Genomic DNA, 26,631 nt, shown 5'->3' with positions numbered 1-26,631 from the left:
ATCACGCCTGGCCCAGCGCGGCCACGCGCTGGGCCAGCTTCTTGGCCGAAATCCCGGTCCTGGCGCCCAGCTCCTGGGCGAACAGCGACACCCGCAGCTCCTCCAGGTCCCACCGCAGCGCCTGCCACTGCGGGCGCCCCTGCAACCCGCGCGCCTGCGCCTGCTCCAGTGCATCCACGAAGGGGCGCAGTTCCAGCATGCGCGCCTGGTCGCGCGGCGGATCGCGCTTGGCGCGCTCGCTGCGCAGGATCATCGCGCGCAGGTAGCGCGGATACTGGGCCAGTGCATCGGCCGGCGTGTCGCGCAGGAAACCGGGGTGGATCAGCGCGGCCAGCTGCTGTTCCAGGTCGTCCAGGTTGCCGCGTGCCCAGCCCATCAGCGGCGCTTCCAGCAACGGTTTCAGTTCGGCCACATGGCCCAGGATGGTCTCGGCCAGCTTCAACCGCGCCATCGCTTCGCCGAACAGGTCGCGCCCGGCCGCGTCGCGCCGCCGGGCGAACGCGGCGGGGTCGCGGATCTCGCCAAGGCCCTCGGCCAGCACCGCGTTCATCGCCGCATCGACCAGGTCGCCGCGCAGCCGCTCCTGCGATTCGATCGCCGCATACAGCAATCCGGTCTTGGGCGGTACGGGCAGCTGTTTGCGCGCCTGCTTGGCCTTGTCGGCCAGCGCGATCTCCAGCAGGCGGCGCACACCGCGCGGGTGCTGCTCCAACGCTTCATTGCGGTCGGCAAAGATCCGCAGCGACGCGGTGTCGCCCGCATCCACCAAGGCCGGGTATGCGGGCACGCCGGCCTCACCGGGCACCTGCAGCGGAATGGCGCTGGCGGGGAACTCGCGCAGGCCGTCGGCCGCCAGCGCGCGACCGGCGCGCTGCGCGAACGCATCGCCGGCCTGTTCGCCGAAGCGTGCACGCAGCGCATCCAGGTCGCGCGAGGCGGCCAGCAGCGTCCCCTTCGCATCGTGCAGGCGCAGGTTCATGCGCAGGTGCGGGTCCAACGCGGATTCGTCGAAATCGGTCGCCGCCACCGCTGCACCGGTAGCACGCGAGAGGAAACGCGCCAGCTCACCGCGCAGATCGTCTGCACTGGGCGCGGGGAACGCTTCGGCGAACGCGCGACCGAAGTCCGGCGCCGGTACATAGTTGCGGCGCATGGCCTTGGGCAGGCTGCGGATCAATGCCGAGGCCTTGTCGGCGACGAAGCCGGGGGCGAGCCACGACAAACGCGCCGGATCCAGCGCGTTGAGCAGGTGCAGCGGGACATCCAGGCTGACGCCATCGTCGTCGCTGCCCGGCTCGAAGCGATAATGCAGCGCAAGCCGCGCATCGCCCAGCGCCAGATACCGGGGATAACGCTCGGCATCGCTGCCCTCGCCCGGCAGCAGGTCGGCCAGCGACCACGCCAGCGCGCGGCGTTTTTCAGGCGGCACCCCCTTCCACCAGGTGTCCAGTCCGGTCGCCGAATGGATCTCCGACGGAATCCGGTCCAGGTACCAGCGCGCCTGCCAGTCTTCGTCGGCGACGATGCCGGCACGGCGAAGCTTGGCTTCTTCTTCGCGGGCCTGTTCGAGCACCTTCAGGTTGTCGGCAATGACGCTGGCACGGGTATTGATCTCTCCGGTGACCAGCGCCTGGCGGACGAAGATATCGTGGGCCTCGCCGGGCGCGATGCGGCCGTAATGCACCGGCTTCTTCGGCGCCAGTACCAGTCCGAACAGGCTGATCTGCTCCGAGGCCAGCACCTGGCCCTGCGCGCGCGACCAGTGCGGGTCGAAGTGCTTGCGCAGCAACAGGTGCGGCAGTTCGGCAATCACCCAGTCCGGCTCGATCGCCGCATTGGTCAGCCCCCACACCTTCTGCGTGTCCAGCAGCGTGGCCGCCAGCAGCCACGGCGGCGGCCGCTTGGCCAGCACCGAACCGGGGAAGGGCAGGAAGCGGCGCTGGCGCGGGGCGAGGAAATCGCCCTTGTCGCTGCGATGTCCGATCTGGGTCGGCAGGCCGGCGATGAGCGCGCGGTGCAGGGTCTGGTAGGCGTGCGCGCGCGCCCGTTCGCTGAACCCGGCGCGCGCGTCGTCAGCGGACGCAGGCGCGCGGTCCGCCGGGGCCGCAGCCGGCGCTTCGGTCTTGCCTTCGCGGGCCAGGCGCGCGGCACGATGCTGCTGGCCACGGGTGGCCTTGGCCTTGGTCGCATCGTCGCGAACCGGCGCCGGCGCCGAGGAACCCGCCAGCAGCGGCGCCATCGCGCTGTCCACCGGCTCTTCGTTCCAGCCCAGTTCCTCGCACAGCACGCGCAGCTGGCGGTGCAGCTCGCGCCACTCGCGCATGCGCAGGAAGCCCAGGAAATGGCGCTCGCACCAGCCGCGCAGCTTCGATTGGGTGAGGTCTTCGTGGGCCTGGCGGTAGCCTTCCCACAACCGCAGCACGCCGACGAATTCGGAGCGGCCATCGGCAAACAGCGCATGCGCGTTGTCGGCGGCCGCCCGCGCTTCGGGCGGGCGCTCGCGCGGGTCCTGGATGCCCAGGAACGCGGCGATCACCAGCATCGGCCGCAGGCAGCCCTGGGCCTGGGCGGCCACCAGCATGCGCGCGAGCTTGACGTCCACCGGCAGGCGCGCCATCTGCCGCCCGATCGGGGTCAGCCGGCGCTCGGCGTCCACCGCGCCCAGTTCGCCCAGCTGCTGCCAGCCATCGGCGATGGCGCGCTCGTCGGGCGCCTCCAGGAACGGGAAATCCTCGATCCGGCCCAGGCCCAGCTGCAGCATGCGCAGGATCACCCCGGACAAGCTGGACCGGCGGATTTCCGGATCGGTGAATTCGGCGCGCGACTGGAAATCGCCTTCCGAATACAGGCGGTAGCAGATGCCTTCGGACACACGGCCGCAGCGGCCCTTGCGCTGGTTGGCGCTGGCCTGGGAAATGGCCTCGATGTGCAGCCGGTCCAGCTTCTGCCGCGGGCTGTAGCGCTTGACCCGGGCCAGGCCGGGGTCGATCACGTAGCGGATGCGCGGCACCGTGAGCGAGGTTTCGGCCACGTTGGTGGCCAGCACGATGCGGCGCTTGCTGCCGGGGTTGAACACCAGGTCCTGGTCTTTCACCGACAGCCGCGCGTACAGCGGCAGCACGTCGGTCTCACGATACTTGCGCCGTTCCAGCGCCTGGTGCGCATCGCGGATCTCGCGTTCGCCCGGGAAGAACAGCAGGATGTCGCCGCGCGGGTCGGTGCGGGTGATTTCATCCACCGCCGCCACCACCGCGTCGTTGACGGTGCGCTCGCCATCGCGGCCGCCGTCGGCCTCGCCGCCGCCTTCGCCTTCCAGCGGGCGATAGCGCACTTCCACCGGGAAGGTACGGCCTTCCACGCTGATCACCGGCGCATCGTCGAAGTGCTGGGCGAAGCGTGAGGTGTCGATGGTCGCCGAGGTGACGATCAACTTCAGGTCAGGCCGCTTGCGCAGCAGCTGTTTGAGGTAGCCGAGCAGGAAATCGATGTTGAGGCTGCGTTCGTGCGCCTCGTCGACGATGATCGTGTCGTACTGCGACAGCCATCGGTCGCTGCTGATCTCGGCCAGCAGGATGCCGTCGGTCATGAACTTGATGCGGGTGTCATCGCCGACCCGGTCGGTGAAGCGCACCTGGTAACCCACCGTGGTGCCCAGCTCCGACTGCAGCTCCTGCGCGACGCGGGTGGCCACCGCGCGTGCGGCAATCCGTCGCGGCTGGGTGCAGCCGATCATGCCGGCCACGCCGCGTCCGGCGGCCAGGCACAGCTTGGGCAGCTGGGTGGTCTTGCCCGACCCGGTTTCGCCGGCGATCACCACCACCTGGTGCTCGCGGATCAGCGCGGTGATGCGCTCGGCTTCACGCGCAATCGGCAGGCTGTCGTCCAGAGTGATCGATGGCAGGTTGCCCGCCCGCGCTTGACGCCGCTGGACCGACGCCTGCAGTGCCTGCTCGAAGGCCGCGGCCAGGGCTGCATCGGCCGGCTTGGCCCGGCAGCGCGACAGCATGCCGAGCAGACGCCCACGGTCCCGGCTCATGGCCCCATCGATGGCGGCCAGCTGCGAAGACAGGGACGAAGCGGCAGGTTGTTTGATAGCGGTCATCAATCGAATCGTTTGGTACGTATGAGTACAACTGAAGGTTAGTCTGATCTATTGTGAAGGCCATCCACTCCACGAAGAGGAACTCCCCCATGGCGAAGACCAAATCCCCCGCGAAACCGAAAGCCACCCGGCAGAAGCTGGCAGCCAGCAGCCCGGCGGCACCAGCAGCAGCCTCGGCCCCGAACATCGATATCGGGATCAAGGTGGGCGATCGCAAGAAGATTGCCGACGGCTTGGCGGCCTACCAGGCTGACGCGTTCACGCTCTACCTGAAGACCCACAACTTCCATTGGAACGTCACCGGCTCGATGTTCAACTCGCTGCACCTGATGTTCGAAACCCAGTACACCGAGCAGTGGGCCGCCCTGGACGAGGTTGCAGAACGCATCCGCGCCTTGGGTTTCAATGCCCCGGGCTCCTACCGCGAGTTTGCCGCCCTGACCTCGATCCCCGAGGAACCGGGCCTGACCGACAGCGCGGACTGGCGTGAAATGGTACGCCAGTTGGTGGTCGCCAACGAAGCGGTCTGCCGGACTGCCCGCAAGGTGCTGGACGTGGCGGACGACGCCGACGACGCCCCGACCGAGGATCTGATGACCCAGCGCCTGCAGACCCACGAAAAGTACGCCTGGATGCTGCGCAGCCTGCTCCAGTAGCGCCGGGCCCTGCCCGGCTGACCTGGCCGTTGCCGTTTCCTGGAGCCGGGCAGCGCCCGGCTCCCCCCCGCCTGACGGCCTGATGCGGGAATTCCGGACGGGGGAACGCCCCCGGAACCGGTAAACTACGGCGATGTCTTCCCGCCCCGCGCACGAACTGCTGCACCGCATTTTTGGCTACGACGATTTCCGCGGTCCGCAGCAGGCGATCGTCGAGCATGTCGCGGCCGGTAATGACGCGCTTGTCCTGATGCCCACCGGCGGCGGCAAGTCGCTCTGCTACCAGGTACCCTCCCTGCTGCGCGACGGCACCGGCATCGTCATTTCGCCGCTGATCGCGCTGATGCAGGACCAGGTGGACGCCCTGCGCCAGCTCGGCGTGCGCGCCGAATACCTGAATTCGACCTTGGACGGCGAAACTGCCGCCCGCGTCGAGCGCGAACTGGCCGCCGGCGAACTGGAACTGCTGTATGTCGCGCCCGAGCGGCTGCTGACCGGTCGCTTCCTGTCGCTGCTGGCACGCAGCCGGATTGCCCTGTTCGCCATCGACGAAGCCCATTGCGTCTCGCAGTGGGGCCACGATTTCCGGCCTGAATACCGCCAGCTCACCGTGCTGCACGAGCGCTGGCCGGACGTGCCGCGCATCGCGCTGACCGCCACCGCCGATCCGCCGACCCAGCGCGAGATCGCCGAGCGCCTGGACCTGACCAACGCCCAGCACTTCGTCAGCTCGTTCGACCGCCCCAACATCCGCTACACCGTGGTCCAGAAGGACAATGCCAAGCGCCAGCTGCTGGATTTCCTGCGCGGCCACCGCGACGAAGCCGGCATCGTCTACTGCATGTCGCGGCGCAAGGTCGAGGAAACCGCCGAGTTCCTGTGCAGGGAGGGCATGAACGCCCTGCCCTACCACGCCGGCCTGCCGGCCGAGGTGCGCGCCGCCAACCAGCGCCGCTTCCTGCGCGAGGACGGCATCGTGATGTGCGCCACCATCGCCTTCGGCATGGGCATCGACAAGCCCGACGTGCGCTTCGTGGCGCATACCGACCTGCCCAAGTCGATGGAAGGGTATTACCAGGAAACCGGCCGTGCCGGCCGCGACAGCGAACCGGCCGAGGCCTGGCTCTGCTACGGCCTGGGCGACGTGGTGCTGCTCAAGCAGATGATCGAGCAGTCCGAGGCGGGCGAAGAGCGCAAGGCGCTGGAACGCTCCAAGCTCGACCACCTGCTGGGCTACTGCGAATCCATGCAGTGCCGGCGCCAGGTGCTGCTGGCCGGGTTCGGCGAAACCTATCCGCAGCCGTGCGGCAACTGCGACAACTGCCTGCAGCCGCCCGATGCCTGGGATGCCAGCGTGGCTGCGCAGAAGGCGCTGAGCTGCGTGTACCGCAGTGGCCAGCGGTTCGGCGTTGGCCACCTGATCGACATCCTGCGCGGCGGCGAGAACGACAAGATCCGCCAGTTCGGCCATACCGAACTGAGCACCTACGGCATCGGCAAGGACCTGGATGCCCGCACCTGGCGCAGCGTGTTCCGCCAGCTGGTCGCGGCCGGGCTGTTGGAAGTGGACAGCGACGCCTACGGCGGCCTGCGCCTGACCGACGGCAGCCGGCAGGTGCTCAAGGGCGAGCGCAAGGTGATGATGCGTCGCGAGAGCCCGAAGAGCCGCGAACGCGACCGTGGCGGCCAACGCACCGGCCTGTCCGTGCTGCCGCAGGATCTGGCCCTGTTCAATGCGCTGCGCGGCTTGCGCGCCGAGCTGGCGCGCGAACAGAACGTGCCGGCCTTCGTGATCTTCCACGACAGCACCCTGCGCAACATCGCCGAACAGCGCCCCACCAGCATCGATGCGCTGGGGCGGGTTGGCGGTATCGGCGGCACCAAGCTGTCCCGCTACGGCGAGCGCCTGGTCGAGATCGTCCGCGAGGAAGGCTGAGCCGCATGCGCCCCGCCGGAGCCACGTCCAGAGTTGAACCTGCCGTTCAGCGAGCGGTGCGCCTGGCGGGTTTTGGCGCTAAGGTGGCGCCCATGTCCGCCGGTAGCCTGCTCCTGCGAGTGGTGTTGATGCTCAGCCTGTTCCTCAACGGGCTGAACGCGGCCATGGCCGGTCCGATGGTGCTGGCCATGGCGATGCCGGCTGCCCCCATCGGGGACGCCCCGGCACCGCCTTGCCATGGCGAAGGGCACGCCGCCATGCACGGCGATCAGGCTGACGCGCCGACGCCTGCCCAGGCACCCGACGACAGCGAGCACTGCCGGATCAAGGACTGCTGCGCCCAACAACCGGGCCTGACCGCCCAGATCGCCTGGATACCGACACCGCCGCCGCTGTCGCCGGCGCCGCTGCCAGCTACGCAGGACGTCCTGCGCAGCCTGCCGCTGGACCGCATCACCCGCCCTCCCATCGCCTGACCGGAGCTGACCGGGTCGGCGCTCGCCACGAACGCCCGCTCGACGCGACGCCGTGCTGCCGCACGCGCGTCCTGCCGGCACCTGCGCGTGCCCTCGGATTGAATTCGGAGTTGCAATGTCACACCCCTCTTCCCCCGGCGCGGGCGCTCCGCCTGTGCCGTCGCGGCGCCTGTTCGTGCAGGGTCTGGCCGCCGGCGGCGTTGTTGCCGGCCTGGTTGGCGCCGTGCCCGCCCGCGCCCTGGCCAACCCTGGCCGCAGCGTAGCCACCGCCCCGCAGGTCCTCAGCGGCCAGCGGTTCCAGTTGAGCATCGGCGAGTCCCTGGCCAACTTCACCGGCCGTACCCGACCGGCCATCACGGTCAACGGCAGCCTGCCCGCGCCGATCCTGCGCTGGCGCGAAGGCGACACCGTCAGCGTACGCGTGTCCAATGCGCTGCAGGGCCACCCCACGTCGATCCACTGGCACGGCATCCTGCTGCCGGCCAACATGGACGGCGTGCCCGGCCTGAGCTTCAACGGCATCGCCCCGGGTGACGCCTACGACTACCGCTTCACCCTCAAACAGTCCGGCACCTACTGGTACCACAGCCATTCGATGTTCCAGGAACAGGCCGGGTTGTATGGCGCACTGATCATCGACCCGCTGCAACCGGCCCCGTACCGCTTCGACCGCGAGCACGTGATCCTGCTCTCGGACTGGACCGACATGGACCCCGGCGCGCTGTTCCGGCGCATGAAGAAGCTCGCCGAGCACGACAACTACTACAAGCGCACCCTGCCCGACTTCGTGCGCGACGTGCGCCGGGAGGGCTGGAGCGCGGCCTCCGCCGACCGTGGCATGTGGGGTCGGATGCGGATGACCCCGACAGACATCTCCGACATCAATGCCCACACCTACACCTACCTGCTCAACGGCACCGCGCCGGCGGGCAACTGGACCGGACTGTTCCGCAGTGGCGAAAAGGTGCTGCTGCGCTTCATCAACGGCGGTTCGATGACCTACTTCGACGTGCGCATTCCCGGCCTGAAGATGACCGTGGTGGCCGCCGACGGGCAGTACATCCACCCGGTGAGCATCGACGAGTTCCGCATTGCCCCGGCCGAAACCTTCGACGTGATCGTCGAACCCAGTGGCCAGGACGCATACACGATCTTCTGCCAGGACATGGGCCGTACCGGTTACACCGCCGGCACCCTTGCCGTACGCCACGGCCTGCAGGCGCCGGTTCCCGCGCGTGACCCGCGCCCGCTGCTGACCATGAGCGACATGGGCCATGACATGGGTGCCATGGGCCACGACATGAAAGGCATGGAAGGCGGCTGCGGCGCCACCCTGGGCCACGCAGGCCATGGCAGCGCCAGCAAGGCACCACGCCACGCACCGAGCGAGACCGGCAACCCGCTGGTCGACATGCAGAGCATGGCCACCGAGCCCAAGCTGGACGACCCCGGCATCGGGTTGCGTGACAACGGCCGCCAGGTGCTCACCTACGGTGCGATGCGCAGCCTGTTCGAGGATCCCGACGGCCGCGAGCCGTCGCGCGAGGTCGAACTGCACCTCACCGGCCACATGGAGAAGTTCAGCTGGTCGTTCGATGGCGTTCCTTTCGCCAGCGCCGAACCGCTGCGCCTGAACTACGGCGAGCGCATGCGCATCGTGCTGGTCAACGACACCATGATGCAGCACCCGATCCACCTGCACGGCGTGTGGAGCGACCTGGAAAACGCCGGTGGCGAGTTCCAGCTGCGCAAGCACACCATCGACATGCCACCCGGGACCCGACGCAGCTACCGCGTGCGCGCCGACGCGCTGGGCCGCTGGGCCTACCACTGCCACCTGCTGTACCACATGGAAGCGGGGATGATGCGCGAAGTGAGGATCGAAGAATGAAGATGCTTACTGTTGCGCTGCTCACCGCCATCGCGGGCCCGGCGTGGGCGCAATCGCATGCGCACACACACGTCGATGCAGCACCCGCGGCTGCACCGGCCGCAGTGGACCATTCGAAGATGGACCACTCGAATATGGACCATTCAACGATGGACCATTCGACCATGGATCACGGCGGCGTCGACCACGCGCAGATGGATCACTCGACGATGGATCACGCCCCCATTGGCCATGGCACCGCGCAGATTGCACCGCGCGAACCCATTCCGGAGGTCACCGACGCCGACCGTGCGGCCGCCTTCCCGCCCATCAACCATGATGCGATGGAGCACGCACCCAACGTGCACAGCCTCTTGCTGATCAACCGACTGGAACATTGGGATGGCCAGCACGGCGCCGGCCAGGCCTGGGAAGCCAGCGGCTGGGTCGGCGGCAACATCAACCGCCTGTGGGTACGCAGCGAGGGCGAGCGCAGCGGCGGGCACACGGAGTCGTCCGATCTCGAAGTGCTGTACGGGCGCAGCGTGTCGCCTTGGTGGGACGTGCTGGTGGGCGTGAAGCAGGACTTCCGCCCGGCGGACTCACGCACCTGGGCCGCGTTCGGCATCCAGGGGCTGGCCCCGTACAAATTCGAAACCTCGGCGACGGCGTATGCCGGCGAAGGCGGGCAACTGGCGGCTACGCTGGAGGTCGAGTACGAACTCCTGCTCACCAACCGCCTGATCCTGCAGCCGCTGGTGGAAGCCACGCTGGCTGCCAGGGATGAGCCCGAGCGCGGCATGGGTACCGGCCTGAACAAGGTCGAGGCGGGGCTGCGCCTGCGCTATGAGTTCAGCCGTCGCTTCGCGCCGTACATCGGCATCAGCCACGAGCGCCTGTTCGGTGACACCGCTGACTACCACCAGGCGGCCGGCGAACCCACCCGGGACACCCGATGGGTGGCCGGCGTGCGCGTCTGGTTCTGACCGACCCTTCCGGGCGCCACGCGCCCGGGACGTCCGCGCTCAGATCAGAAATCGAACAGGTCGGACAGGAAGCTTTCCTTCTTCTTCTTCCGGTAACCCTGCTGGTCCCCATAGTGCTGCTGGCCCAGATGGCGGGTGTCGCGATGCTGGACCTGCTGGTACACCTGCTGCTGCGGCGGCGGCGGCGGTGCAGCGGCAGGTACCGGGGCGGGCGCAGCGGCACCGGCCGAGCGCTCGATGATCTTGTCCAGCTCGCCACGGTCCAGCCACACGCCCCGGCATTGCGGGCAGTAATCGATCTCGATCCCCTGGCGCTCGGACATCACCAGGGCCTGGGTCGTGCATACGGGGCATTGCATGGAACTGTCTCCCAGTGGACAAACCCCGACTCTACCGTGACCTACCTGACCGTTTGGCAACAAACCCGGCGTTCAGGGCGCTGCTTGCACGATCTCCTCACCCGGCGCTGCCCCATACTCCGCGCCGCCCCGCTCCAATTTCCAGGGAAACCCGCGTCATGCTGTTGTCCAAGCGCCACGTCGAACCGCGCGTACTGTTGATCGAAGATACCGAAGACACCCGTGAACTGAGCCGCATCACCCTGGAAAGCCAGGCCTGTGAAGTGGCCGCCGTCAGCTCGGCCGAAGCCGCGCTGGGGCTGCTGCAGGCCGGCGAGCGCTTCGACCTGGTCTTCACCGACGTCTGCCTGGGCGGCCTGAGCGGGATCGACGCCGCCCAGCGCATCCGCCAGCAGTTCCCCAGCCTGCCCGTGCTGGTCACCTCCGGCCTGCAGCCGGACCGGGTCACCCCGCAGCTGGCCCCGGGCATCCACTTCCTGCCCAAGCCCTATTCGATGAGCGAGCTGCTGGATGCCATCCGCGCCTGCTTCGGCGACAACGACGTCGACCGCGCGGCCTGACACCCACCGTCAGTCGCGCGGCTTGTAACTCTTGTTGCCTGCGGGTGTAAGGCAATAGCGACCGCCGCGCGGCCCGGTGCACAGGTTGCCGCTGCTGCAAGGGCAACTTCCGGAGCTCACCGGTACCGCTCTTGCGGGCGCCAGCCGTGCGCCACCGCCCGCCGTGCATACCTTCTTCGACGCACTGATCGAGCCGTCGTTGCAGACGAACGATCCACCGGCACAGTGGGAGATGCCTCCCTTCTTTCCCGAGCACGGTGTATTCCCGGCTTCCGCCCGGCCTGCGCATACGCTCGCCAGCAGCAACAGCCCCAGTAGTCCCTGCCGTATACGCATGAAGCCCATTCCGCATGTGCGCCCGCCCGGCGCAGGGAAAGCCTACCCTTTCATGCGGATTTCATCCAAGTCTGCGCATCTTTCGCCGGACGGGGTCGCGCCGTGGCCCCATTCCCTGACTGGAAGCCGAAACATGCAGACCCGAATACTGCTGGGCACCCCGTTGCTGCTGCTGGCCTCGCTGGCCGACGCCCGTGCCGATGACGTCGTCACGTGCGAGAGCCGCGATAACCGTTACCAGTCCTGTGCACTGCCCTACGCCGGCTACGTCACCCTGGACCGCCAGCTGTCCGGCGCCGATTGCCGCCAGGGCCGCAGCTGGGACTACGACCGCCGCAATGTGTGGGTCGATGACGGCTGCCGCGCCTCGTTCCGCGTGCGCGGCGACGACCGGCACCATGACCACGATGACGACAACCACGACGCCAAGGTGGCGGCTGGCGTACTGGTGGGCGCTGCGATCCTCGGCGCGCTGGTACACAACGCCAACAAGAACGACGACCGTTATCAGGACGACAACTACCAGGGCGCGCGGCACACTTCGTACGTGCCCGGCTGGATGATCGGCGAGTTCGAAGGCTACAACCCCATGTACAACGCCGACATCCGCATGCGCATCGACGCCGATGGCCGCATGTCGGCGCAGGCGCGCGGACAGAACCTGTCAGGCTGGGTCAACGGCGGCCAGCTCAACGTGGGCAACAGCGTGTTCGACATCAACCAGAGTCGCGATGGCTTCGTCACCACCGAAGTGGGCGACCGCCAGAACGAAGTGCGCTACCGCCGCGTACGCTGACGGCAGCAGGCGCCGGCCCGCAGGCCGGCGCCATTGCTCATCCGCCGACCTTGCAGCTCAGGCGTGTGCCATAGAACGCCAGCGTGGCTTCGCCCTGGTGTTCCCAGAACTCGACCCCTTCGCGCGTGTACCGGCTGCCGCTGGCGGACGGCGCGGCAAAGGCGATGGCCTGGTCGCGCCCCAGGCGGATGACCGCCACCTGCGGATCCATCTGGTTGTAGAACACGACCGAGAGCGGTTTGCCGGCATCGTCGCAGGCGTACTGCACCGCCTTCGCGGCCGGTGCCGACGGCGAAGCGAGGCGCAGCTCGACGATGCGGGTCTGGTAGGACTCCAGCAGGCAACGATTGGCGTCCACCGCCTGCCAGCAGGCATCACGACCCTTGATCCAACCGCGTTGCTCGGCGGCGACGTCCAGCTCACCGGGCCCGGTCTGCGCCGCGCGGTACAGGCCCGCAAGCTCACGGTCCAGCGCGGACAGCCGGGTATCGCCGCAGACCATCTTCTCGGCATCCGAGGCGGCCTTGGCGCAATCGAACGAGGGGCCCTCCTTCGCGCCGGCGGCAGGCGCCGCAGGTGACGCCACCGGCGCCGGCGATTCATTGGCCGGCGTGGCGGGAGCGGCACGCGTCGCCGGATCGGTCGGGGCGGGCTTACAGGCGGCCAGCGCAAGTACGCCCAGGCCGATCAGCACAAAACGGTTCATGGCACCTCCACTGCGGTCAAAGCCAACGCGGCCAGTCTGCGCCATGTGGCGCCCATTCCGCGTGTAGGCGCGGCTTATTCAACAGCGCAGCCGTCCGTGCGCGCCGACGCCGGCAACACTTCGATGCTGCCCGCCTCCAGCTGCGCCAGGATCGATTCCGGCCCACGCCAACTGCGCCACTGCAGCCCCACGCTGGCCGCGCGCGGATCATGGATCCGATCCACCACCGGCAGCGACCAGCCGCGCCGGTCGTACTCGGCCAGCCACTGCGGGCAGCGCAGCGCCAGCACGTCCCGCGGCCGGCTGACCAGCGCGTCGCAGTCTTCGCGCTGGAACGGCGTCCAGCCACTGACCAGGTAGCGCTGGAACGCAGGGCCGCCATTGCCCAGCGCCGCCACGTGCGCATCGGCGACATCGCGCACGTCGATGCCCCGGTGCAGGCGGTACAGCAGCATGCGATCAGGCGTTTCCGGGAAGCAGCGCGACATCCGGATCACACGCACCTGCAGGTCCGGTCCCGCGGCCTCCTCCAGCCACTGTTCGGCGGCGAGCTTGGAGCGGTGGTACACGGTCTTCGGCAGCGGCGGCGTGGTCTCGTCCACCCAGGTACACCGCCCGGGCACGATGGCGTGCCCGTACAACGCGGTGGTACTGGTAAAGACCAGCCGCCCCACCCCCGCCTCACGTGCCAGCATCGCCAGCGTGCGGGTACCCTCCACATTGATGCGCTGGAACTCGCTGTCGCTGAACAGTCCCACATGGGGCGCATGCAACGCGGCGCAATGAATGACGGCATCGACCCCTTGCAGCAGTCGTCCCAGCAATCGGCTGTCAGTAACGTCCGCTACATGGCGCGTGGTGGCGAACGGACTACGGTCGAGACCCACCACCTCGTGGCGGGCGGCCAGGGCGCCAAAGATGGCGCGACCGACCCGGCCTGAACTTCCTGTCAGGAGAATCTTCACTGGAATGCACATGTCAGCGCCCGGGAGCTACCGGGATGCGCCGATTGTAGCGAGCCGGACATGCCTGCGGATGACCGCCCTGGATGACACCGGTTGTTGCGCACTACGCGCTTCGCAGGGCACTGCATTCTTCAACGCAGGCGCATGCCGTCCACCGTGGTGGGAACAGCCGAGTACGACATTCAACACGGATTGCATGTACATCGCAGGTTGCACCACGAAGCCTGCCACAACGGACGATTTCCCCGCTCGTTGCGACCAAGGGAGAAGTCACACGCCGCCGCATGGAGATGATCACATCGGTCCATCCGTACGATACGGGCAACACCACACGTGGAGAAAGGTGCGCACTGCCGTACCGATGACCTATGCAGACTCCCGGCCTTGATTCCGTTCTGAATCCAGATCTTCTTCGTGATGCAGGTGCGCTGTCCGCACGCTTCAGAGCCGGCAGGCCATTCCCCAACCTGGTGCTTGACCAGATCCTGTCGCCGGTGTTCATCGCGCGCCTGCAGGCGGAGTTTCCTGATTTCGAACAGGGCAACTGCATCGGCGACAACGGACTGCCCGGCGGCAAATCCACGACCGAAAGCGTCAGGGGATTGGGGCCCGCGTTCGAGCAGCTGGATGCTGCGATCAAGTCCCGCGAATTCCTGCAATGGCTGTCGACTGTCACCGGCATCAGCGATCTGCTGTATGACCCGTGGTACCTGGGCGGTGGCACGCACGAAAGCCACAACGGCGTGAGCCTGGATCCGCATGTCGACTTCAACTACCACCCCAGCGAGCGCTGGCACCGCCGACTGAACCTGTTGATCTATCTCAACCCGACCTGGGAGTCACACTGGGGCGGGTGCTTTGAACTGTTCAGGGATCCGCATGCGTCAGCCCGACCGGACCTGTCCATTACCCCCACATTCAATCGGGGCGTTCTGTTTGAAACCTCGGAACGCTCCTGGCATGGGTTCAACATGATCCAGCTGCCACCTGACAAGTCCCGGCTGACGCGGCGCTCCCTTGCGCTGTACTTCTACAGCCGGCATCGGCCGCGATCGGAAGTGGCCGACCGCCACACCACGCTGTACGTGAAGCGCCAGCTGCCGGACCGGATAATGGATGGGCACCGGCTGGACTGCGCCGACGTCGCCGAGATCCGCGATCTGCTGCTGCAGCGCGATATGCACATCACGTCGTTGTACGCGGAAAATACCGCGCTGCGCAAAGCGCAGGACGGTGGCCTGGTGGGTAACGTGCTGTACCTGGCCAGGCGCGCCTTCGTTCGCTTCCGCAGGTGACGGACTCAAGCACGGACACACAAAAAAGGCGCCCATCGGGCGCCTAAGTCGTTGATGCAATTGGTGGGCCGTGATGGATTCGAACCATCGACCAAAAGATTAAAAGTCTTCTGCTCTACCGACTGAGCTAACGGCCCATTGCATGCTCCGACTTCGCGCCGGGGGTGCGCATTCTAACCCATCTTGCGGCGCAGGCGTACCCCGTCGCGATCAGGCGTAGCGGGTCGGGTCGGGCACACCGGCGTCGGCGAAGCCTTGGGCACGCAGGCGACAGGCGTCGCAGTGGCCGCAGGCGGCGCCGGTGTCGTCGGCGTTGTAGCAGGACACGGTCAGGCCGAAGTCCACGCCCAGGCGCACGCCTTCACGCACGATGTCGGCCTTGCTCAGGAACTGCAGCGGCGCGTGCACCTGGATGCCTGCCCCTTCCACGCCGGCCTTGGTCGCCAGGTTGGCGAGGGTCTGGAAGGCGCTGATGAACTCGGGGCGGCAGTCGGGGTAGCCGGAATAGTCGACCGCGTTGACGCCGCAGAAGATGTCGTTGGCGCCCAGCACTTCGGCCCAGCCCAACGCGACCGACAGCATGATGGTGTTGCGCGCGGGCACGTAGGTGACCGGGATGCCCTCGCCACCCGCCTCGGGCACGTCGATGTCGTCGGTGAGGGCCGAACCGCCGATGCTGCGCAGGTCGACGTTGACGGTCTTGTGCGCGGCCACGCCCAGCGCCTTGGCCACGGCCGCGGCGGCGTCCAGTTCGGAGGTGTGGCGCTGGCCATAGCGGACGCTCAGCGCGTGCACGGCAAAGCCCTGCTCGCGGGCCATGGCGACGACGGCGGCGGAATCCATGCCGCCGGACAGGAGGACAACTGCATTCTTCATTGGGGTGTTTCCGGTGGGTTGCGGGAAAGCCAGCACGCTGTCCCGCGCCGGTACATCAAGGGAGGTCGAACAGGCTCATCGCCCGGGCTCGTCGTCCCATAGGATCTTGTGGAGCTGCATCTGGAAGCGGACCGGCAGCCGGTCTTCGACGATCCAGTCGGCCAGCTCACGCGGGCTCACCTGCCCCTTGCTGGGCGAGAACAGCACCATGGAGCGCGCGTTGAGTCGATGCTCGCGGACCATGGCGCGGGCCCACTCGTAATCCTCGCGGCTGCACAGCACGAACTTGATCTGGTCGCGGCGGGTCAGCAGCGGCAGGTTCTCCAGCCGGTTGCGCGGCATTTCGCCGGAGCCCGGCGTCTTCAGGTCGACCACGCGCGATACGCGTGGGTCCACGCCGCTCACATCCAGCGCGCCAGAGGTCTCCAGCGACACGTCCAGGCCGGCCTCGCACAGCTTCTCCAGCAGCACCAGGCAGCGCTTCTGCGCCAGCGGCTCACCGCCGGTCACGCAGACATGGTGCACGCCCTGGGCCAGTACCTGGGCCACGATGGCATCGATATCCCACCAGGTGCCGCCGTGGAAGGCGTAGGCGGTGTCGCAGTAGGTGCAGCGCAGCGGGCAGCCCGTCAGGCGCACGAACACGGTCGGCCAGCCGGCGGTATCGGCTTCGCCCTGCAGGGAGGTGAAGATCTCGGTGATCTTCAACCGTGGCAGGGGCGATTGCACGATCTCGCTGGGGGTAGCGACGGCGGCGGCGGTGGCGGCGGTGGTCATGGTGGTGGGTCAGGCGGTGCGGCGGCGGAAACGAGAGCAGCCAGGCAGGGCCTGGCTGTACGTAAATCTTGCGGTTCGATCCACCGATTATACCGGCCTTGGCCGGCGGCGGCCTCAGCGGATCTGCTGGCCGAGGCGGATGGCCTGCAGGCGGTCCTGCGCGGTGCGCGCGGCGTCCGAGCCGGGATAGGTGCTGACGACCTGCTCCAGGGTGGCCTGGGCTTCGTCGATTTTTCCTTCGCCATACTGCGAAAGGCCGACCTTGAGCAGGCCACCGGAGGCCTTGTCGTGGGTCGGGTAGCGCGCCAGGAGGTCGCGGAACTGCGCCTCGGCGAGCGGGAAATTGCGTGTGGCGTAGTAGCTCTCACCCAGCCAGTACAGGGCATTGGGGGTGTAGACGCCGTTCGGGTACAGCTCGAGGAAGCTCAGGAAGAGCTGCGCCGAGTCTTCATACTTGCCCGCCTTGAGCGAATCGAAGGCGACGTTGTAGGCGGTGCGCTCGTCGCCACTGGCGGCGAGGCTGCCCGGATCGCCGTGCACGGAAGGCGGCCGCTCGGTGGCGGCCGCTGCCGGTGCGATGGGCTTGGGTGCGGCAGCGGGCGCATTCGCGGCCGGAGCGGCCGGAAGGATCGGGGCGCTCCCCCCCTCGATACGGTTGAGGCGTCCGTCCAGGTCCAGGTACTGGTCCTGCGCGGTCTGCTTCAGCTGGGCGTTTTCGTGCTGGAGCTGCTCGAGCGTGCTCTGCAGCTGCTGCATCTGCTGGCGCAGCTGGTTGACCTGGTTCAACAGATCCTGGTTGGAGCTGTTGTTGTAGGCCTGCTGCTCGAGTGCGCCAACGCGGTCGGCCAGGCTCTGCCGCTGGGCCTGCGCCGGTGCGGCAGCCACGAGGGCTGCCGCAACGACCAGCATCAGGGTTTTGATGCCGATGCGCATGGATTACTGCGCGGTGTAGACGATTTCGGCGCGACGGTTCTGCGACCAGCAGGCTTCGCCCGACTCGGTGCAGACCGGACGCTCTTCGCCGTAGGACACGACGGTCAGCTGCGACGCCGAACCACCGTTGGCCTGCAGGGCCGAGCTCACGGCAATGCCACGACGCTCGCCCAGGGCCTGGTTGTATGCACGCGAACCGCGCTCGTCGGTGTGACCCTGCAGGGTGATGCGGGCCGACGGACGGTCACGCAGGTACTTGGCGTGGCACGCCATGATCGCCTGGAATTCGGACTTGATGTCTTCCTTGTCCAGGTCGAAGTACACAACGCGCTGACGCAGGCAGGCATCGGTGTCCAGGTCGCCCGGGCCGTACAGGCCGGAGGTCGACGGGCCGGTCGGCTGGGTGGTGCTGCCGGTGTCAACCGGAGCTTCCGGAACTTCCTTGACCTTCTTGGAGCAGCCGGCCAGGACGGCCACGGACAACAGGGAGACAAGCAAAACGCGGGAGGTCTTGTTCATGAAATACCTTTGAGGCTCCTAAAGCCGGATGTGGGATGAATACGGTGGGGATCTTAACACTCTGTTAGCGCTTTGTACGGTATGGCGACCACGAAGGTTCGCGAACATCACCGTCGGCCAGCACCAGGCGCTGGCGCACGCGCGCATCGGCCGATACCGCATACAGCACACCACGGCCACCCTCGCGGGCTGCGTACAGCACCATGCTGGCGTTGGGGGCGAAGGTCGGCGACTCATCCAGCGAGCCCGGCGACAGCGTGCTCCAGCGCGGCGAGCCCAGGCTGCTGTCCATCATCGCGATCTTGTAGGTGTTGCCGCTGCCCTGCGCCACGATCAGCTTCTTGCCGTCGTAGGAGATGCTCGGGGTGGCGTTGTAGTTGCCCTGGAAGGTCACGCGGGTAGCGCTGCCACCGCTGGACGGGACCTGGTAGATCTGCGGGCGGCCGCCACGGTCGGAGGTGAAGTAGACGCTGGAACCGTCGGCACTCCAGGTCGGCTCGGTGTCGATGGCGAAGTGGTTGGTCAGCTGGGTGAGCTGCTTGCTGCCCAGGTCCATCACGTAGATTTCCGGGTTGCCGCTGCGCGACAGCGACAGGGCCAGGCGGCGGCCGTCCGGCGAGAACGACGGGGCGCTGTTGATGCCACGGAAGCTGGTGACCAGCTCACGCGCGCCGGTGGCGATGTTCTGGATGTAGATCGCCGAATTGCCGCGCTCGAAGCTCACATAGGCCAGGCGGTTGCCGTCCGGGCTCCACGAGGGCGACAGCAACGGTTCGGCCGAGCGCACGATGGTCTGCGGGTTGTAGCCGTCCGAGTCGGCGACCATCAGCGCATAGCGCATGGCATCGCCCTTGCCGCTGGCGGTGACATAGGCAATGCGGGTCCAGAACGCGCCGCGCACCCCGGTGATCTTCTCGTAGATGGCATCGGCCATCTGGTGGGCGACGTCGCGCATGGCATTGCCACGGGCGGTCATCGCCAGGCCCAGCAGGCGCTCACCCTTGGGCACGTCATACAGCTCGTACTCGACCCGGTAAGCACCGGCGCCGGCGTCCATGACCCGGCCCACCACGATGTAGTTCTGCTTCAGCGCGCGCCAGGTGGCGAACTGGATCTCGCCGCCCCGGGTCGGCTTTTCGACGATCTGGGCTTCGGGAAGGGTGCGGAACTGGCCAGAACGTTCCAGGTCGGCGCGCACCACCTGCGCCACGTCGGTCTGCGGGGCAGCGGCCGAACCCTGGTAGGGCATGGGCACCACGGTGATCGGCAGTGCGGAGGCGTTGCCGCCGATGATGTCGATATCCAGGCCCCTTTGCTGCGCGGCGGCGGCAAATGGCAGGAACAGCAAAGCCGCGAACACGGCAAACCAGCGAGGCATCTTCTTCATGGGCGCTCTAATGGGGGGAAAACCAGATCGAGGGATAGCAGCACTGCGGTGAACAGTTTCGCAATGATGAACCAACCGGGTGTGAAATCCGAGTGGTCACCCACCCGGGGATCACGCGGCATTGGCGCGGCGGCCCCCTGCCCGCCCGGATTCAGCGATCCTGGGCGGTGAAATTGAAGTTGATCGTGCGCGCGAACACGCTCTCGAAGCCGCGATACGGCAGCGGCTGGGCATTCAGCACGGCCGCCTCGATCGAGCGCTTGCCGGCCTCGTCGTAGGGGCAGCTCGGGCTGACCTTGGCCTGCAGCACCTGCCCGCCCGGGATCTGGGTGATCACGATCTGGCATTTCTGCCCCAGCGGCACCGAATCCGGCCGCTGCCACTGGGCGAGCACCTTCTGCTGGATGGCCGCAGCGTACTTCGCTGACAGGTCGTCGCTGGTGCCGCCACCGCCGGCAGCCGGCTGCGCGGCACCGCTGGACCCGGCGCTGGTCTGGCCCGCCGCCGCCCGCGCCGCCGTCACCTGACGCAGCTTCTGCTCGGCAAGCTTCGCTTCCTTTTCGGCTGCCTCACGGCGGCTGCGGATTTCGGCGATCTTCTTCTGGCGCTCGGCTTCGGCCTTTACGTCGTTGGCCTTCTGCTCCTGCTCGGCCAGCTTCTTCTTCTGCTCGGCCGCTTCCTGCTGCTTGGCCAGGCGCAGCTTCTGCTCCGCTTCTTCCACGCGCTTGCGCTCGGTCAGGTCGATCTGCTCCTGGCGGCGCTTGGCTTCCTGTTCCTGCTTGGCCTTCTCGGCCGAGATCGACAGGGCGTTGACCGCTTCCTGGTCGACCGTGTCGGGCTGGGCGATGCGTTCCTGGGCGTTCTGCTGCTGCGGGGTTGGCGCGTCCTGCGGGCGCGGCTCGGGCAGCGGCTGCGGTGGCGGCACGGTGTCTTCCTCGACCGGAACCGGCTCGGCAACCGGCTCGGGCAGGTTGGGCAGCTTTTCCGAGGCGCGCAGCGCCTGGCGCGCGGCGGCGGCCTCGGACGCGCTTAGCTGCAGGCTGGCCTCGATGGCCGGGTCGCCGGCGGCGGCCTCGGTGCTGCGCTGGGGCGACCACAGCCAGGCGGCGATGAACACCAGCGCGAGCAGCACGTGGACCAGGATCGCCAGGGCGATCGGCAGGCCCCACTCGCCGTCCGGCTGGCGCTGCGGTGGCAGGGCTTCAGCGTGCATCGGTCGCCAGACCCACCTTTTCCACGTTGGCGCGCTTGATCACGTCCATGGCCGCGACCACCTTCTCGTAGGCCACGGCCTTGTCGGCGGCCACGATCACGCGCAGGTTCTTGTCCTGCGCGACGAGCGCACCGAGCTGGGCCTGCAGCTGGGCCGGATCCATCGGCGCCGGCTCCTTGGCTTCGGGCAGTTTCAGGCTGAGCTGGCCGTCCAGGCGTACCGAGACGATCACCGGGTCCTGCTTGCTTTCCAGCGCCTTGGCCTGCGAACTGGGCAGGTCCACTTCAAAGCTCAGGGTGAGCAGCGGCGCGGTGACCATGAAGATGATCAACAGCACCAGCATGACGTCGATGTACGGCACGACGTTGATTTCGGATTTGAGCTTGCGGCGCTTGCGGCGGCCGATGGCAGCGGTCATGGCAGAGTCCTTGTGCTGGGCGCTTACTCGTCGCCTGCGGACTGGCGCTGCAGGATCGAGCTGAACTCTTCGGCGAAGGTTTCATAGCGGACCGACAGACGCTCGACGCGGGTGGTGAAGCGGTTGTAGGCCCACACCGCCGGGATCGCCACGAACAGGCCGATGGCGGTGGCGAACAGTGCTTCGGAGATGCCCGGCGCCACCGAGGCGATGCCGGCCTGCTCCCCGCTGTTGATCATGTCGTGCATGGTCACCATGATGCCGAACACGGTGCCGACCAGGCCCACGTAGGGAGCGGTGGAACCGATGTTGGCCAGCAGCTCCAGGCTGCGCTCCATCTGGTCCACCTCACGGGTGAAGGTGGTGCGCATGGCGCGCTGGGCGCCTTCGAGCTGGGCGCGCCCATCCAGGCGGCGCTTGTCGCGCAGGCGGGTGAATTCGCGGAAACCGGCTTCGAAGATCGCTTCCAGGCCGCCCACCTTGCGGTTGCGGTCGGTGGCGGCGCTGTACAGCTTGCCCAGGTCGGCACCGGACCAGAAGCGGCTTTCGAACTCATCGGCCTCGCGGTTGGCGGCGTTGAACACGCGCGCCTTGCGGAAGATGATCACCCAGCTGATGAACGAGCCGGCCAGCAGCAGCAGCACGATGATCTTCACCGGCAGGCTGGCCTTGATCATCAGGTCCAGGTAATTGATGCCGCCATGCGCGGCTTGGGCGACGGTCTGCGACGCGGCGCTGGTGACTTCCTGCGGCAGCGCTTCGACCACCGTGGCCTGCAGGGCCAGGAGCATTGCGATCATCCGTTGTTCCTCAATATGCGGCTGTTTGAATTACGTAGGGTTTCAACGCGGCATGGAGGACATCGTCCATGCCGCGCGGCTTGAATGTGGCAGCGTCCAATGCCGCGATCTTGACCTGCGCGGTCAGCAGCGTTTCATCGCCGCGACGCACCGCCTGGTCGAACACCATGCTGGCGCGCTTGCACTGCACCAGCGTGGCGGTCACGTCCAGCGCGTCGTCCAGCCGCGCCGGCTTGAGGAAGTCCAGAGTCATCGACCGGACCGCGAACATCAGGCCATGCTCGGTGCGGGTGCGTTCCTGGCCGTAACCCAACGCCCGCATCCATTCGGTGCGGGCCCGTTCCATGAAGGCCACGTAGCGGGCGTGGTAGACCACCCCGCCCGCGTCGGTATCTTCCCAATATATGCGTGTCGGCCAACTGAACCGCGCGTCAACCGACATCCGGCACCTCCGCGAACAGGTCGGCGGGCGGGTTCTTGGGTTTCAGCCCCAGGTGGCGGTACGCCTTGTGCGTGGCCATGCGGCCGCGGGCGGTACGCACCAGGAAGCCCTGCTGGATCAGATAGGGTTCGACCACGTCTTCCAGCGTGCCGCGCTCTTCGGACAGCGCCGCGGCCATCGATTCCACGCCCACCGGGCCGCCGTCGAAATAGTCGATCAGGGTGCGCAGCATGCGCCGGTCAAGATCGTCGAACCCTTCCGGGTCGACCTTCAGCATCTGCATGGCGGCCTGGGCCACGTCCTGGTCGATATGCCCGGCGGCCTTGACCTGGGCGTAGTCGCGCACCCGGCGCAGCAGCCGGTTGGCGATACGCGGGGTGCCGCGCGAGCGCCGCGCGATCTCCGCCGCGCCTTCGGCCGTGCAGTCGATGCCGAGGATGGCAGCCGAGCGCCGGACGATCCTGGTCAACTCTTCCGGGGTGTAGAACTCCAGCCGATGCACGATGCCGAAGCGGTCGCGCAGCGGTGCCGTCAGCAGGCCGGCCCGGGTGGTGGCGCCGATCAGGGTGAACGGCGGCAGGTCGATCTTGATCGAGCGGGCGGCAGGGCCCTCGCCGATCATGATGTCGATCTGGAAGTCCTCCATCGCCGGGTACAGCACTTCCTCCACCACCGGCGAGAGGCGGTGGATTTCGTCCACGAACAGCACGTCGTGCGGCTGCAGGTTGGTGAGCAGCGCGGCCAGGTCGCCGGCTTTTTCGATCACCGGCCCGGAGGTCACCCGCAGCGCCACGCCCAGCTCGTTGGCGATGACGTGGCTCAGGGTGGTCTTGCCCAGGCCGGGCGGCCCGAAGATCAACACGTGGTCCAGCGCATCGCCGCGCGCCTTGGCCGCTTCGATGTAGATCGACAGCTGCTCGCGCACGGGCGCTTGGCCAAGGTAATCGGCCATGCGCTTGGGGCGGATGCTGGCGTCGGTGGTGTCATCCTCGCGGGTGGCACCGGCACCAATGATGCGGTCGTCGGTCATCCCGCGATTATGCGGCAAAAAGCGTGACGACCAACGGTCGTCACCTACCCGGGATCGAGAAAATGGCGGGTAGCGGCCGACCGTTGGTCGGCCGTCCGGTCAGATCTCGACCTGGGCGCCCAGCTCTACGAGCCGGTTGCCCGGGATCCGGAAGAACCCGGTCGCCGGGGCGGCGTTCCGGTGCATCAGCGCGAACAGCTTGTCGCGCCAGATCGGCATGCCGCGGTTGGCGGTGGCCACGATGGTTTCGCGGCTGGCGAAGAAGGTGGTGTCCATCGGGTCGAAGTAGATCCCGCCGTGGTCGCACGAGCGCATCAGCGCCAGCGGCACGTCCGGGGTCTCCATGAAGCCGAAGCGCACGAATACCCGGTAGAACTCATCGCCCACCGACTCGATCTTCAGCCGCTGCCCTTCCATTGCGTAGGGAATGGGCAGGGTCTCCACGTGCAGGAACACGTTGCGCTCGTGCAGCACCTTGTTGTGCTTGAGGTTGTGCATCAGCGCGTGCGGCGCCACCGAGGGGTCGGCAGTGAGGAACACCGCAGTACCCGGCACGCGTACCGGCGGGGCCAGCATCAGGCCCGGCAGGAAGGTATCCAGGCGGATGCCGTCCTTGCGGATCTCGTCGCGCAGCAGCTCGCGGCCGCGTCGCCAGGTGCGCATCATGGTGAACAGCACGATGCCCAGCACCACCGGGAACCACGCGCCCTGCAGCAGCTTGGCGCCGTTGGCGATCACGAAGCCCAGGTCGATGATGAAGAACACCACGCACAGCGGGATGATCCAGTAGCGCGAGGTGGGCCACAGCGCGCGCGCCACCAGTGCCAGCAGCAGGGTATCGATCAGCATGGTCGCCGACACCGAGATGCCGTAGGCCACCGCCAGGTTGGAGGAGCTGCGGAAGGCCAGCACCAGCCCGATCACCATCACCGCGATGCCCCAGTTGATGCCGGGAATGTAGATCTGGCCGATGGTGTCGTGCGAGGTATGGGTAATGCGCATGCGCGGGATGTAACCCAGCTGCATGGCCTGGCGGGACACCGAGAACGCGCCGGTGATGACCGACTGCGAGGCGATCACCGCCGCCATGGTGGCGAGGATGATCATCGGATACAGCGCCCAGTCCGGCACCGCCTCGAAGAACGGATTCTTCACCGCGCCAGGGTCGTTGAGCACCAGCGCACCCTGCCCCAGGTAGTTCAGCACCAGGCACGGCAGCACGAAGAAGTACCAGGCGTGGCGGATCGGCTTGGCCCCGAAATGGCCCATGTCCGCGTACAGCGCCTCGCCACCGGTGACCGCCAGCACCACCGCGCCCAGGATGAAGATACCGTGCCAGCCGTGCTCCATGAAGAAGCGTACCGCCCAGATCGGGTTGAATGCCTTCAGCACTTCCGGGGCGTCGACGATGTTCCAGATGCCGATCGCGGCCAGCGACACGAACCACACCGAGGTGATCGGTCCGAACGCCTTGCCGATCTTCTCGGTGCCGAAGCGCTGCGCGGCAAACACCAGCAGCAGCACCACCACGGTGATCGGCACGATGAACGCGTGCAGCCCGGGCGCGGCCACTTCCAGGCCCTCCACCGCGCCCAGCACGGAGATGGCCGGGGTGATCACGCCGTCGCCGAAGAACAGCGAGGCGCCGAAGATGCCCAGGATGCCCACCACGTAGGCCGAGCGCGACCCGTTGCGCATGGTGCGCTGGGTCAGCGCCATCAACGCCATGATGCCGCCCTCGCCGTCGTTGTCGGCGCGCATGATGATGGTGACGTACTTCAGCGTCACCACCAGCATCAGCGCCCAGAACGCCAGCGACAGCACGCCCAGGACGGTGTCATGGTTGCCGACCAGTCCGTAGTGTTCGGAGAAGGCTTCCTTCAGGGTATACAGCGGGCTGGTGCCGATATCGCCGAACACCACGCCGATCGCACCGACCATCAAGGCCAGGCCGCTGGCGCCGGGCGCCGCATGGCCGTGCCCGGCGTGTCCGTTCTCGTGCTGGGTGGAAGAGCTGGACATGGGACTCCGGAAGGGATGTCGGTCGGTGGAAGATCAGGCCGGCGCGCTCAGCGCAGCGCGGCCTGCAGGGCCTTGCGGATCACGGTGGCGACGTCGTCGCCGTCGCTGTTGGCGTCGCGCGCCATGCGCGCCGCTTCGGCCGGCTTGTACCCCAGCTGCTGCAACGCCACGGTGGCTTCGGACACCGGGTCGGTGGCCGGCGCCGCGCCGGCCATCGGCGCACCGCCGCCGCCAAAGGTGGCCGCGCGGTCGCGCAGCTCCAGCACCATGCGCTCGGCGGTCTTCTTGCCGATGCCCGGAATGCGGGTCAGCGCGGTGATGTCGCCGGCCTGCACCATCCGTGCGAACTCGTCCACGCTCACCCCGGACAGCACCGCCAGCGCGATCTTGGCGCCGATCCCGCTGACCTTCTGCACGTCGCGGAAGAGACGGCGTTCGCCCTCGCGCAGGAAGCCGTACAGCGACACGCTGTCTTCCTTCTGCGCGTAATGGGTGAACAGGGTGACCTCGCGGCCCAGCTCGGGCAGGTCGTAGAAGGTGCTCATCGGCGCCTCCAGCTCGTAGCCGACGCCGTTGACGTCGATCAGCAGCCACGGCGGCGCCTTGTACGCCACGATCCCACGCAGACGACCAATCATGCAGATGTCCTCATTTCCGTCCCCAGGCCTGGCGGGTGTTGACCCCCAGGCGCTGCGCGGTTGCCCTTACGTGGGCGTGGGTGATGGCCACGGCCAACGCGTCGGCGGCGTCGGCCTGCAGCTTGGTTCTCAGGTTGAGCATAAGCCCGACCATGTGTTGGACCTGTTGCTTTTCCGCCCCGCCGCGCCCGACCACCGCCAGCTTGATCTCGCTGGCCGCGTATTCGTGCACCGGCAGGTCGCGCATCACCACCGCCGAGATCGCCGCGCCGCGCGCCTGGCCCAGCTTCAGCGCTGAATCGGGATTGCGCGCCATGAACACCTTTTCGATGGCCACTTCGTGCGGGCGGTACTCCTCCACCAGCGCGGTGAGCCCCAGCACCAGCAGCTTCATGCGCTGCGGGAAGTCATCCGCGCCCAGCAGCACCAGCGGCAGGTGGTGCACGTGCAGCACCTTGCCGGTGGGGTCCACGTCGATGATGCCCACCCCGGTGCGCTGGGAACCCGGGTCGATGCCGAGGATGCGGATCATG

The 26,631-nt window shown here is 67.5% G+C and carries 25 protein-coding genes and 1 tRNA gene; 8 read left to right on the top strand and 18 right to left on the bottom strand.

Annotated features, from left to right (window positions below):
• Position 1: 1 nt before the first annotated feature.
• Positions 2-4,102, bottom strand: a complete 4,101-nt coding sequence (gene hrpA, locus ACIGII_RS16665) for an ATP-dependent RNA helicase HrpA (protein WP_399640076.1) — start codon at positions 4,100-4,102, stop codon at positions 2-4.
• An 89-nt stretch (positions 4,103-4,191) separates the two neighbouring features.
• Here hrpA and ACIGII_RS16660 point away from each other — a divergent pair, with 89 nt between their 5' ends.
• The 5 genes from ACIGII_RS16660 to ACIGII_RS16640 all read left to right on the top strand — a co-directional run bounded on the left by ACIGII_RS16660 (position 4,192) and on the right by ACIGII_RS16640 (position 10,026).
• Positions 4,192-4,758: a Dps family protein gene (locus ACIGII_RS16660; RefSeq protein WP_399640075.1), complete on the top strand. Its 567-nt coding sequence runs from the start codon at positions 4,192-4,194 to the stop codon at positions 4,756-4,758.
• 133 nt (positions 4,759-4,891) lie between these two features.
• A complete protein-coding gene (gene recQ, locus ACIGII_RS16655; protein WP_399640072.1) occupies positions 4,892-6,694 on the top strand; it encodes a DNA helicase RecQ in 1,803 nt (600 codons plus the stop codon).
• A gap of 92 nt (positions 6,695-6,786) precedes the next feature.
• Complete coding sequence (locus ACIGII_RS16650; protein ID WP_399640069.1) at positions 6,787-7,170, top strand: CopL family metal-binding regulatory protein; 384 nt, start codon at positions 6,787-6,789, stop codon at positions 7,168-7,170.
• Positions 7,171-7,285: 115 nt separating this feature from the next.
• Positions 7,286-9,061: a copper resistance system multicopper oxidase gene (locus ACIGII_RS16645; RefSeq protein ID WP_399640067.1), complete on the top strand. Its 1,776-nt coding sequence runs from the start codon at positions 7,286-7,288 to the stop codon at positions 9,059-9,061.
• Positions 9,058-10,026: a copper resistance protein B gene (locus ACIGII_RS16640; protein ID WP_399640064.1), complete on the top strand. Its 969-nt coding sequence runs from the start codon at positions 9,058-9,060 to the stop codon at positions 10,024-10,026. The genes ACIGII_RS16645 and ACIGII_RS16640 overlap by 4 nt, the downstream gene beginning before the upstream one ends.
• A 44-nt stretch (positions 10,027-10,070) precedes the next feature.
• Here the strand turns inward: ACIGII_RS16640 and ACIGII_RS16635 are convergent, their stop codons facing one another.
• Positions 10,071-10,385 (bottom strand): zf-TFIIB domain-containing protein, encoded by a 315-nt coding sequence (locus ACIGII_RS16635; RefSeq protein ID WP_399640061.1) that lies wholly within the window; start codon positions 10,383-10,385, stop codon positions 10,071-10,073.
• A 158-nt stretch (positions 10,386-10,543) separates the two neighbouring features.
• Here ACIGII_RS16635 and ACIGII_RS16630 point away from each other — a divergent pair, with 158 nt between their 5' ends.
• Positions 10,544-10,945: a response regulator gene (locus ACIGII_RS16630; protein ID WP_399640059.1), complete on the top strand. Its 402-nt coding sequence runs from the start codon at positions 10,544-10,546 to the stop codon at positions 10,943-10,945.
• 469 nt (positions 10,946-11,414) lie between these two features.
• Positions 11,415-12,077 (top strand): DUF3011 domain-containing protein, encoded by a 663-nt coding sequence (locus ACIGII_RS16625; RefSeq protein ID WP_399640058.1) that lies wholly within the window; start codon positions 11,415-11,417, stop codon positions 12,075-12,077.
• Between the two features lie 37 nt (positions 12,078-12,114).
• On the opposite strand, the gene ACIGII_RS16620 is transcribed toward ACIGII_RS16625, so the two are convergent.
• Both ACIGII_RS16620 and ACIGII_RS16615 read right to left on the bottom strand, forming a co-directional pair.
• Entirely contained in the window at positions 12,115-12,783 is a 669-nt protein-coding gene (locus ACIGII_RS16620; protein ID WP_399640055.1) for an MliC family protein, read from the bottom strand.
• Positions 12,784-12,857: 74 nt separating this feature from the next.
• The gene (locus ACIGII_RS16615; protein WP_399640053.1) at positions 12,858-13,760 is read right to left on the bottom strand and encodes an NAD-dependent epimerase/dehydratase family protein; all 903 of its coding nucleotides are present in this window, start codon (positions 13,758-13,760) and stop codon (positions 12,858-12,860) included.
• A gap of 458 nt (positions 13,761-14,218) precedes the next feature.
• On the opposite strand from ACIGII_RS16615, the gene ACIGII_RS16610 reads away from it, so the two are divergent.
• Positions 14,219-15,043, top strand: a complete 825-nt coding sequence (locus ACIGII_RS16610; RefSeq protein ID WP_399640051.1) for a 2OG-Fe(II) oxygenase — start codon at positions 14,219-14,221, stop codon at positions 15,041-15,043.
• 61 nt (positions 15,044-15,104) lie between these two features.
• Here ACIGII_RS16610 and ACIGII_RS16605 read toward each other — a convergent pair.
• From ACIGII_RS16605 to ruvC, 14 genes are all read right to left on the bottom strand, one after another.
• Positions 15,105-15,180, bottom strand: a tRNA-Lys gene (locus ACIGII_RS16605).
• Positions 15,181-15,253: 73 nt separating this feature from the next.
• Entirely contained in the window at positions 15,254-15,919 is a 666-nt protein-coding gene (gene queC / locus ACIGII_RS16600) for a 7-cyano-7-deazaguanine synthase QueC (protein ID WP_102945263.1), read from the bottom strand.
• Between the two features lie 75 nt (positions 15,920-15,994).
• On the bottom strand, positions 15,995-16,696 hold the full coding sequence (queE, locus tag ACIGII_RS16595) for a 7-carboxy-7-deazaguanine synthase QueE (protein WP_399640049.1): 702 nt from the start codon (positions 16,694-16,696) through the stop codon (positions 15,995-15,997).
• Between the two features lie 114 nt (positions 16,697-16,810).
• The gene (ybgF, locus tag ACIGII_RS16590; RefSeq protein ID WP_399640097.1) at positions 16,811-17,623 is read right to left on the bottom strand and encodes a tol-pal system protein YbgF; all 813 of its coding nucleotides are present in this window, start codon (positions 17,621-17,623) and stop codon (positions 16,811-16,813) included.
• A 9-nt stretch (positions 17,624-17,632) separates the two neighbouring features.
• Positions 17,633-18,148 carry a peptidoglycan-associated lipoprotein Pal gene (gene pal / locus ACIGII_RS16585; protein WP_399640046.1) on the bottom strand — a complete coding sequence of 172 codons (516 nt, stop codon included), beginning with the start codon at positions 18,146-18,148 and terminating at the stop codon, positions 17,633-17,635.
• 64 nt (positions 18,149-18,212) lie between these two features.
• A complete protein-coding gene (tolB, locus tag ACIGII_RS16580) occupies positions 18,213-19,535 on the bottom strand; it encodes a Tol-Pal system beta propeller repeat protein TolB (RefSeq protein WP_399640045.1) in 1,323 nt (440 codons plus the stop codon).
• 151 nt (positions 19,536-19,686) lie between these two features.
• Positions 19,687-20,748: a cell envelope integrity protein TolA gene (gene tolA / locus ACIGII_RS16575; protein ID WP_399640042.1), complete on the bottom strand. Its 1,062-nt coding sequence runs from the start codon at positions 20,746-20,748 to the stop codon at positions 19,687-19,689.
• The gene (gene tolR, locus ACIGII_RS16570) at positions 20,738-21,166 is read right to left on the bottom strand and encodes a protein TolR (RefSeq protein ID WP_399640040.1); all 429 of its coding nucleotides are present in this window, start codon (positions 21,164-21,166) and stop codon (positions 20,738-20,740) included. Before tolR ends, tolA begins: the two co-directional genes overlap by 11 nt.
• 23 nt (positions 21,167-21,189) lie before the next feature.
• Positions 21,190-21,966, bottom strand: coding sequence for a protein TolQ (gene tolQ, locus ACIGII_RS16565; RefSeq protein ID WP_399640038.1), 777 nt, complete (start codon positions 21,964-21,966; stop codon positions 21,190-21,192).
• Positions 21,967-21,976: 10 nt separating this feature from the next.
• Positions 21,977-22,408, bottom strand: coding sequence for a tol-pal system-associated acyl-CoA thioesterase (gene ybgC, locus ACIGII_RS16560; protein ID WP_399640035.1), 432 nt, complete (start codon positions 22,406-22,408; stop codon positions 21,977-21,979).
• A complete protein-coding gene (gene ruvB, locus ACIGII_RS16555; RefSeq protein ID WP_399640033.1) occupies positions 22,398-23,438 on the bottom strand; it encodes a Holliday junction branch migration DNA helicase RuvB in 1,041 nt (346 codons plus the stop codon). The genes ybgC and ruvB overlap by 11 nt, the downstream gene beginning before the upstream one ends.
• A gap of 99 nt (positions 23,439-23,537) precedes the next feature.
• Entirely contained in the window at positions 23,538-25,460 is a 1,923-nt protein-coding gene (locus ACIGII_RS16550; RefSeq protein WP_399640030.1) for a potassium transporter Kup, read from the bottom strand.
• A 47-nt stretch (positions 25,461-25,507) separates the two neighbouring features.
• On the bottom strand, positions 25,508-26,098 hold the full coding sequence (gene ruvA, locus ACIGII_RS16545) for a Holliday junction branch migration protein RuvA (RefSeq protein WP_399640027.1): 591 nt from the start codon (positions 26,096-26,098) through the stop codon (positions 25,508-25,510).
• A gap of 10 nt (positions 26,099-26,108) precedes the next feature.
• Entirely contained in the window at positions 26,109-26,630 is a 522-nt protein-coding gene (gene ruvC / locus ACIGII_RS16540) for a crossover junction endodeoxyribonuclease RuvC (protein ID WP_399640025.1), read from the bottom strand.
• Position 26,631 lies beyond the last annotated feature (1 nt).

The sequence above is a fragment of the Stenotrophomonas sp. NPDC077420 genome (assembly GCF_044543385.1).
Lineage (GTDB): Bacteria > Pseudomonadota > Gammaproteobacteria > Xanthomonadales > Xanthomonadaceae > Stenotrophomonas.
Note: the sequence above shows the minus strand (reverse complement) of the source record. Positions and strands in the feature narration are given on the sequence as shown.